The sequence below is a fragment of the Janthinobacterium sp. BJB426 genome, assembly GCF_002735705.1.
Classification (GTDB): Bacteria; Pseudomonadota; Gammaproteobacteria; order Burkholderiales; family Burkholderiaceae_D; genus Janthinobacterium.
In genome coordinates, this window is sequence record NZ_PDZL01000014.1 from 150,673 (window position 1) to 159,767 (window position 9,095).

Consider the following 9,095-nt stretch of genomic DNA (forward strand, 5'->3'; position numbering starts at 1 on the left):
TTCGCGTCGTTTCGTTGCAAAAGCCGGAAGTTCAACACTTCCAGCGGAATTATTTATGACCTTGCAGCAGCTGCCTGATGGCGGCCACCGAGGTGTCCACCTGCAACTTGATACCGATCTGGCCCAGTTCAGCCGTGGCACGCGTGGCGTCGCCGCGCACGCCATCCGCCACACCGGGCTTGGGCCCGTGGGCCATGGCCTCGCTGCGCACCAATGACGGGTCCGTCGCCAGCATCAGCGCCGCATCCGCCAAACCAGCGTGCAGGCCGATCTCGGCGCTGCTGTGGCCGCGCTTTTGCAGTTCGGCAATATAGGTCGATTGCGTGATGTCATAGTAGTCGAGCAAGGCGTAAGCGCGCGCATCCTTGCCTGCGGAAGCTTTGCCCCAGGCACGGTTCAGTTTATTCGCCACGTTCTGCTCGTTTTTTTGATAGCCGCCATGGTCGCCGAGGAAAATGATGTCGCGGAAACCATGCTGGCGCAGGCTGGCGGCCGCCCCTTCCAGCACGGCTTCGAAGGCGGCCGGTGGAATTGAAATCGTGCCGGCAAAGCGCATGTGGCCGGCCGGCGGAGCAATCGCGCCTTCCGGCACGTAGGAAACAACGGGCGCGACGATGGTATTGCCCAGTTTTTGCGCAATCTGCCGCGCCAGCAGCCCGGCACGCACATTGTGCTTGCCCAGCGCGATATACGGCCCGCTCTGCTCGACGCCGCCAATCGGCACCAACACGGTGGTGGCGCCATGATCGATACGGCTGCGCAACTCCGTGCTGGTCAACTCTTCCAGCATGACGCTGCTGCTGGCAGCCGCAGCCGCCATGACGGGCGCCGTAAGCAGCAGGCACGAAAACGTCAGGACGAACAGGGAAACGAGGGGTTTGCGTGAAAGGTGGAACGTGGATGGCGCGCAAGGCGCCGTTCGCGGGGGGAACTGCAGAGTCATAAGCCAACATCTTTCCAAGGTCAAAGGCGCCGCGCCCGGCCTTGCCAGGCAAGCTGGCTGCCACGCAAGAATTGTATTCCATCATGACGGGAACGGCACGTTAATTTGACGCGGCAGTTTGCAAGGAATTGACGAGGAGAAACTATCTGTCAGGCTGTCGTCGCGCTAGCCCTGCCCGCCTCGCCATCATGAAGCGTTTCCTTGCGCTTCTCGGCATAAGCCTTGAGCGAGCGCATCGTCTTGGGTAGCCCCTGCCGGACTTGTTTGGCAACGCCTGGCCCGAACAGAAAGGCAAGCGCTCCCGTGAACCACACGCGGTGAACAACTTGCGATCCGCCATCTGCGGCAACAACCGTGTGCTCGAAATGGATGCGGAACCAAGGGATGTAGCCTTCCACGGTGAAAGAGCGGCCTGCCGTGCGCTCAGTGAGCAGCATCGCAATACCCATCCCCTTGCTGGGAACGATCCTGCCCTGCGTTCCCACCGCGAATGGTCCGTTAAGCCGGGCTTGCTTTGTATCCGGATCCCACAAGTGCCATCGGTCGACCTCGCTCCAAATTTGATCGATGACAACTGGCGGGACTGCAACGTGAATGCTTTCTTCGATTTGCATCAGTGGGGTTCTCCGTATGAATATCAATATAATTGCATGCTGGCTGTACTTGATTACCTTGGATCTGAGAGACTATGAACGTAACACATTGGCGGGTTGAGGAGCTAAAACATTATTCAGCCGATATCGTTTGGCTTGATGCCGAGGGTGCTCGCCGTGCCTATGATTTGGTGGGCCTTCATGACTCGAAGACGCATCTCGGCTTGAACATTAACACCGTTGACTCCGTCGAGCGGCTCGCATTCGGCAATGATGCGGCCATCGCAACCAAATGGTTACGTGCCCATATGCCGGGAACTCAGCAGGTCGTCGTGGTGTTTGGAGAAGACGAATGCTTCGTCTGCAGCAGTGTATTCGTGGTCGAGAATTGGTCGGATATCTTTATCCCTTCGCGTGACGACGCGATGATGTATTCGAAGGACACGCCGCTTATCCTATTTTATTGCCACGAGAATCAATTCGAGGCGGGACAGCGGATTGTCTTTGATTAAAAGCAGCGCGTGGACAGAAACTGCCCCAAGCAATGGCGTAATTGGCCCACTTTCCATCCATCTGGCCAGTTTGCGTTCTGTACCGCTTTTCAAGCGGCCCGTCGCATGCCTGTTAAGCGGTGAAAAATCACAGCGTATTGTTAAACCTTTACCATGCGCGGCGGGTACCACGCCGCCAAATAAGGGGAAACAATGCAGAAACCGATAGGTCTGATATGTGCGGTCGTACTCGCCTTGAGCGCCGCTGTGAATGCCCAGGCAAGCACGCTTGAGCAACTCGTTCGCGCTTATGCTGAACAGCGCGACTTTAGCGGCGTAGTGCTGGTCGCGCGCGATGGCCAGCCCATCTACCAGGCCGCTTTTGGCATGGCACAGCCGGCCTGGAAGGTAGCGGTCACCGACGATAGCGTATTTCGTATCGGCTCACTCAGCAAGCCCCTGACTGCGACTTTGGTCATGCGACTCGCGGAGATTGGCCGTCTCAACCTCGATGAAACCGTTGCCACCTACCTGCCAGCTGCATATGCAGGTACTGACGCGGGGAAAATAACGGTGCGACAACTGCTGGCACATACGTCCGGCTTGGCCGATCTGCCATCCCGCTACACCGATCCATTCTGGAGCAAAGACGCACGCCGTCATTACACGCCCAAGGAATTCGCCAGCGAATGGATTCCTGGTGCACTGGCAAGCGAACCCGGAATCTGGCGCTACAACAACAACGGCTATTACTTGCTCGGAATGATAGTTGAAGCGGCCACCGGAAAAAGCTATGCCGAGAATATGAAACAATATATCTTTGCACCGGCGGGCATGCAAGACAGCGGTGTATTCGATGGCCGCACAATTATCGCGAAACTTGCACAGGGAACCGTCCAGGCCGACGATGGCACGCGCCTAATGCCCCCCTATATCGATCCATCCGTGTCTTATTCTGCGGCTGGCCTATATTCGACGGCACTCGACCTGGTGCGCTTCGACGCTGCACTGGCCGGTGGCCGCCTGCTCAACCAGACGTCCCAGCGCGACATGTTTACCAATCGAGGCAAGGGCTATGGCTACGGCTGGGAGGTAGAGGACTGGGCCGTACGCAAAGATGCGCCACTTCCCGTTGTTCTGCATACCGGAAGCGTCCCTGGCTACCAGAGTATCTTTGTGCGCTCCTTATCCGATCATGTGGCTATCGTCATTCTTGACAATGCCTGGCAAGGGGCGACGGTGGTGGCGATGGCAAGAGACATTGCCGACCTTGTGCACGGAAAAGCGGTGGCCTTGCCGCGACGCAGCCTGCAGGCCGCCCTCGGGCCGATCCTGTTTCGTGAGGGCCTGGACGCAATGCGTGCCGCCTACATCCGCCTAGGTGTACGCGAGTCCACCATGTACGATGTGAGCGAATCTGCACTCAACGCTTTTGGCTATAGCCTGTTACGCAAGGGCCAGCCGGAAGCGGCTATCCAGGTCTTTCGCTGGAATGCAGAAGCCTACCCCCTGAGCCATAACGTCCACGATAGTCTGGCTGAAGCCCTGCTTGCATCGGGAGACCGCGAAGGCGCTCGCGCCGGCTATGCCAGGGTATTGGCCTTAGATCCAGGCAATCGCCATGCGACTGAAGAACTGGAAAAGCTCCGGCACACACCTCCCTGAGCAATGGCCGCCTCGGAGCGCAAGCGGACGGAGCCGATTAGCGCTCTGAGACGCTGCCAGTAGCTTGCTCTCCTGATCCATCGTTCTTGAACGATGAAAACCGATGGTTCGTGTCAGAGGCCTGGATTTCCTGCCAGGCACCTGGTGGGTGATCTCGTAGCTGCCTGATGCAACGACGAGATCGGGTTTGACCTGCCTGTCCCCTGCCCTGCAGAGACTCCTGCCACGCTCAAGCAAAAGCTGCTTGAGCGTGGCAGGTTGCCGGCACTACCAGCCGCCGCAACCACCTGTTCGCCAGCGCCGCCGTTATTTCCTCGCTGCCCGGTGCCCGCATCGCCACGCGTCTGCTCGCCGCACTACGATTGATCGCCGGCCGCCCCCTGCCAGCACCGCCCTGGCATCATCAAAATCGAAGCCTCGGATCCCACGTCCGAAATCGCAAAAATCAATGAATCAGAAGCCGTGCTGAGGCGCGGCGCTGCTAAGTTCGGTGGATTCGCACCGACACTTGGCATGAATCCTTGCTTGTAATTCATATATCTTTTTATCGAATAAAAGAAATTGACTATGCAATAGAAGTACATTATATTGAGTCAATAGATAGTGAATATCAAATAGTGACATCGCAATGTAGGGCATGAGGCAATCCCAGGGGGTGGGTGGGTCGGCCTGCCCGCCGCCGCACTTCTTACATGGATGGGCCAGACTTAGTTATTTTGAACCCCGACATTCCACTCTTCTTCAAATTTCAATCATGCGTACTTCCAAAGCCCAACAAGCCAAAAACCATCGGCTGATCATTCAGACCGCAGTGGAGCTGATGACCCAGCATGGGTTTGAAGGCACCACGATGAAGCAGATCGCGCGTGCCGCCGACGTGGGTGATGCCACCATCTACAAATACTTCCCTACCAAGGAGAAACTGGTAACCGCCTACTTTCAGCAAGCAATTGCAGACGCAGTGGCGCAGGCCGAGAAGACGGAGGGACAGAACGAATTTTCGTTGCAGGAGCGTCTGCAACTGGTGATCGAGAGTCTGCTGGAAGGTTTGCTGGCCGACCGCGAATTTGTGGGCCTGGCGCGCGGCATGGTGGAGCGCGCTCCCACGCTGCTGTTGGGCGAGCAACTACCCGGCAAGCCTTTGCTCCGGCAAACCTTCCTGCAGATGCTGGAGCAGGCCGAGACGACCGGTGAAATCGTGCCTTGCGGCTTCAAGCCCAGCCTGGCCGGACTGTTGGCCGACTATGTGTACGGCGTCATTGCATACTGGCTACGCGACACCTCCGAGCATTTTTCCAACACCACGCAAATGGTCGATTTAAGTTTGGGCGTGCTGGTGTTAGCCTTGCGCAGCGGCCTGGTGGACAAGCTGCTCGAGCTGGGCGGCTTCATGGTGCGCAGCCAGCTGGCGCGCCTGCTGCAAGACGGCAATGGCTTGCTGGATCTGCTGCAATTGGCCCGCCGCGGCTTGGGCGGGGTACGCTCATGATGCCCACGACTAAGACGAACAAAGTTTCGCAGTTGCCGCGTACCGGGCGTCTTTCGCGTGGCGCGATTGTCGGCATGGCAGTGGCGCGGGCCGGGCTGACCCACCTGGGACATAAGGCCAAGTCGATGACGCGCGACGATGCGAAAACGGAACAGGCCCGGGTGGCACATGGGGCGGAACTCGGGCGCATCCTGTTTGCCGCGTTGAACCAGCTCAAGGGCACGGCACTCAAAGCCTCGCAGCTGCTCAGCATGGAACTGGGCTTTCTACCCGAGGGCATGCGCCAGGAACTAGCCCGCGCCCACTACCAGGTCACGCCGCTGAACCGCGCGTTGGTGATCAAAGTGATGCGCCAGGAGTTTGGCCAGGATCCGCAAGCCCTGTTCCCGCAATTCGATCCGATCGCCTTTGCTGCCGCCAGTCTGGGTCAGGTCCACGCCGCCATCATGACCGACGGTCTGGCAGTGGCCGTCAAGCTACAATACCCCGGCATGGCGGACTCCATTGGCAGCGACATGCATATGCTGCGCAGCCTGCTACAAGCCTTTGCGGAACGCTCGGATATGATGCCCAAAGCCGATATCATCGCGCGCATGATGGATGACATCGAACAGAAACTGGCCGAGGAGCTGGACTATTTGCACGAGGCACAGACCATGCAATGGTTTGCACAGCATCTCACGCTGCCGGGCCTGGTGATCCCCCAGCCGGTCATGGGCCGCACCACACGCCGCGTGCTGACCATGCAACGCCTGCCGGGACTGCATCTCAACGAATGGTTGCTGACCGAACCCGATCAAGCCGCTCGTAATCAAGCTGGTCAGTTGCTGTTTGACGCCTTCTTTCATTGCACCTTTGTGCTGCGCCGCTTGCAAGCCGACCCGCATCCGGGCAACTATCTGTTCATGCCGGATGGCCGACTGGGCCTGCTGGACTTTGGCTGCACCCGCACGCTGGACGCTGACTTTTGCAAAGCGCTCAGCGCGCTTTGGTCGGCACAGTTGCGTGACCCGGCGGACCACAGGGCCATGCAGCAGGCCTATCGGGACCTGGGCCTGATTGAGCCGAATCTGAATGAGCAGGACTTTTGCCAGCAACTGCTGCCGGCAATGGCCGAGCGGCATGCCTGGCAGAAGTTGCCGTTTACCGTGGCGGTATATGACTTTGCGCAACACCCGCCATACCCACGTCCGTCAGCCGAGCATCAGCGCCAGGCACTTCGGCACCTGCAGTCCTTGCCGGAGGAACTGCCCTACGTAGACCGGGCCTATCTAGGTCTGATCCAGCTTCTCAAAACCCTCGGTGCACGTGTGCGCACCACCAACCCCTGGATTCGTTAAATGCATACCACGTTTCTGCTTCCGGGATGCGCAGTCTTCATCATGCCTGGCAGCAGCCATGCCGCGCTCGCGCAATATCTGAGCACCACAGCTCAATCACCCAGCGTTGCACTTGATCCTTGAAACCATCAAGCCTATCGGCAACTCGCTCGAAAAGAAAAAACATGTCCCAGTCTGCGTATAGCGCCAAAGTATTCGCCATCTACTTGTTCGTCGTTGGGCCCATGTTGGTCGTCGCGCCGAACTTCTTGCTGTCGATCTTTCAAATTCCGCCAACCTCCGAGGTCTGGATTCATTTGCTTGGCGTTATCGTATCCATGATTGGCGTCTATGCGTGGGTCGCAGCCAAGCACGAAAACAAGCCGTTTCTGGTAGCGTCGGTATACACGCGCCTCTTCGTATTCGCGGCCTTCACGACCTTCGCCGCCATTGGCCTTGCCAGCCCAATGATCGTTTTTTTCGGAGTAGCAGATCTTCTTGGAGGAGTGTGGACCTACTTCGCACTGAAAGCCGACGCGCGGTCGGCAAGAACTGTCCTGGCGGGCCAGCACTGAGGCCCGTCCAATCAGGAAAAAAGTTCTTCACGAACAGATATTGGGTGGACTTATTCACAACTTCGGACTCAAAAAATGTGGTGCTCGTCCGTGGTCTAATTTTGAATCGACGCAAACGGCGGAGCGCAACATGAAGAAAATAGTCATCGTGATTTTTGATCATTTCACCGATTTGGATTTGTTCTTGATGTGGGACATCCTCGGCAGGAACAAGACGGACTGGCAAGTGAAGATATTGGGAACAAAGGAAGCGCACCCATCCGCAAACGGTCTGCTTATCAAGACCCACGGGTCCATCAGCGAAGCGAATGACGCAGACCTTGTATTGTTTTCCAGCGGTAAAGTTGGCGTGAAAGGCGCTATCGCCAACCAGGATTTCATGCGTGCATTTTCCCTGAATCCAGATACGCAGCTCATCGGATCGATCTGTGCCGGCTCGTTCATTCTTGCCAAGTTGGGTCTGCTGGCATCGGGGCCGGCCACGACTCATCCCGATGCCAAAGAGGAACTGCAAGCCCTGGGAATTGACGTTCTCGATTTGCCCTTGGTATGCCAGGGGAATGTTGCGACCGCAGGTGGCTGTTTGTCTGCCGTGTATCTGATCGGTTGGGCCGTTGAGGCCTTGTTCGGCCGGGACAAACGTAAAGAAACACTCAGGGAACTTATTCCGGCCAGCCAAAGCGCAATCTATGAGCGACTAATTGATACGAGTATCCGCGACGCCATTGCCCCGAAAGCAGGAGTTGGCGCAATATTAGATGGAGCATGCCGGTCCATGTGACCACGATGCAAGCACTCCGTTCGCCAGAGCACGTTTGCAGACTTTGAATGCGCGCTAATCAAAACAACCGCAGTCCAACCGTCACTCACTCACTTTACAGAGAGCGTTTTATTCATGACAAACGAAGCAAACAAAGTCTTCTTCATTTCCGCACCGGCAGCAGCCATGTCGGCGTCAGGATTGACGCGCATTGATTTCTCCGACGGCTATTCCGGTCAGGCGGATCGAACCTACGTTGACGCCGAACAAGCGGGGCGCGCCGTGTTCGCTGAACCGCATCGCATGCTCACCTGGCTCATTATTGTGCGCAACGCAATCGTCGCACCGTTGGGACTAAAGAAAAGTATTAGCTTTAGCGATCGCGGGCTGGGGAAGATTGGCATGTTTCCGATTATTTCCAGTACGGGCACTGAAGTCGTTGTCGGTGGCGACGACAAGCATCTGGATTTTCGGATCTGGATAAGCATTCAACAGAGTCTGAAGGGATCGGAAGTGACGATTTCAACCTTGGTTAAAATAAACAATCTCTTTGGAAGAGTTTATTTGTTTATCATCATGCCGTTTCATAAGCTCCTGACTCGCTCGCTGTTGGAGCGCGCGGTCAAGCGGCGCGACATGGTGCACCGTATGCCAGAAAGGTGACCTCATTGTTGCCACTAAGCCAATATTGACCATCTAAAGGCAGCGTAGGAGTTTCCAGCGCCCGGCTTGCGGGACAGCCTCCGCAAGCCCGGTGACCACCCCACACATCGGTGAGCGACTGGAAGAATTCGAACCACATGAAATCCGGCGCCTCCTGGCGGCCGTTACGAAGTGGGCCACAGGCGCAGCACGTCATCGCTGGCGCATTGGATGGTTCCGCCGCATAAAAAAGGCTCTGTCATCGACAAATAGGGGAACTACCGGAATCTTCCCTTGGCATTGCTGTCTGACTCTGCATACTTACCACACAGGGAGCAGATCATGCAGCCAGCCGAATGGATCCGTTTTATCGCCCAGTTTGCTCACCTGAGCCGACGCCAGCGGCAGACAGGCATGGCTCTGCTGTGTGGCAACGCACCGCAAGACGCGACCGTCGCGTTGCTGGAAAGCGTGGCGCAGCCGCGATTGGTCTGTCCCGCCTGCCGCTCGCCTCACCTGCACCGGCATGGCCATGCGCACAGCTTGCAGCGCTACCGCTGCGTGCCCTGCGGGCGCACTTTCAATGCCTTGACGGGCACGCCGCTGGCCCGCTTGCGT

Annotated in this window: 10 protein-coding genes; 8 read left to right on the forward strand and 2 right to left on the reverse strand. The window is 57.3% G+C overall.

Features of this window, described 5'->3' with window-relative positions; all coding sequences use genetic code 11:
• Positions 1-49: 49 nt before the first annotated feature.
• Both CSQ93_RS20800 and CSQ93_RS20805 read right to left on the reverse strand, forming a co-directional pair.
• Entirely contained in the window at positions 50-820 is a 771-nt protein-coding gene (locus CSQ93_RS20800; protein WP_099379674.1) for a creatininase family protein, read from the reverse strand.
• Between the two features lie 272 nt (positions 821-1,092).
• Entirely contained in the window at positions 1,093-1,557 is a 465-nt protein-coding gene (locus CSQ93_RS20805; protein ID WP_099379675.1) for an SRPBCC family protein, read from the reverse strand.
• A gap of 74 nt (positions 1,558-1,631) precedes the next feature.
• On the opposite strand from CSQ93_RS20805, the gene CSQ93_RS20810 reads away from it, so the two are divergent.
• The 8 genes from CSQ93_RS20810 to CSQ93_RS20845 all read left to right on the forward strand — a co-directional run.
• Positions 1,632-2,048, forward strand: a complete 417-nt coding sequence (locus tag CSQ93_RS20810; RefSeq protein WP_099379676.1) for a hypothetical protein — start codon at positions 1,632-1,634, stop codon at positions 2,046-2,048.
• 192 nt (positions 2,049-2,240) lie between these two features.
• Positions 2,241-3,692, forward strand: coding sequence for a serine hydrolase (locus CSQ93_RS20815; RefSeq protein ID WP_099379677.1), 1,452 nt, complete (start codon positions 2,241-2,243; stop codon positions 3,690-3,692).
• 754 nt (positions 3,693-4,446) lie between these two features.
• Complete coding sequence (locus CSQ93_RS20820; protein ID WP_158301307.1) at positions 4,447-5,181, forward strand: TetR/AcrR family transcriptional regulator; 735 nt, start codon at positions 4,447-4,449, stop codon at positions 5,179-5,181.
• Positions 5,178-6,521, forward strand: a complete 1,344-nt coding sequence (locus CSQ93_RS20825) for an ABC1 kinase family protein (RefSeq protein WP_233516278.1) — start codon at positions 5,178-5,180, stop codon at positions 6,519-6,521. The genes CSQ93_RS20820 and CSQ93_RS20825 overlap by 4 nt, the downstream gene beginning before the upstream one ends.
• A gap of 164 nt (positions 6,522-6,685) precedes the next feature.
• Entirely contained in the window at positions 6,686-7,075 is a 390-nt protein-coding gene (locus CSQ93_RS20830) for a hypothetical protein (RefSeq protein ID WP_099379679.1), read from the forward strand.
• 130 nt (positions 7,076-7,205) lie between these two features.
• Entirely contained in the window at positions 7,206-7,856 is a 651-nt protein-coding gene (locus CSQ93_RS20835; RefSeq protein ID WP_099379680.1) for a DJ-1/PfpI family protein, read from the forward strand.
• 114 nt (positions 7,857-7,970) lie between these two features.
• A complete protein-coding gene (locus tag CSQ93_RS20840) occupies positions 7,971-8,498 on the forward strand; it encodes a DUF2867 domain-containing protein (protein WP_099379681.1) in 528 nt (175 codons plus the stop codon).
• 321 nt (positions 8,499-8,819) lie between these two features.
• Positions 8,820-9,095, forward strand: a 276-nt coding sequence (locus tag CSQ93_RS20845) for an IS1 family transposase (RefSeq protein WP_199534468.1), incomplete at its 3' end; no start/stop codon positions are given.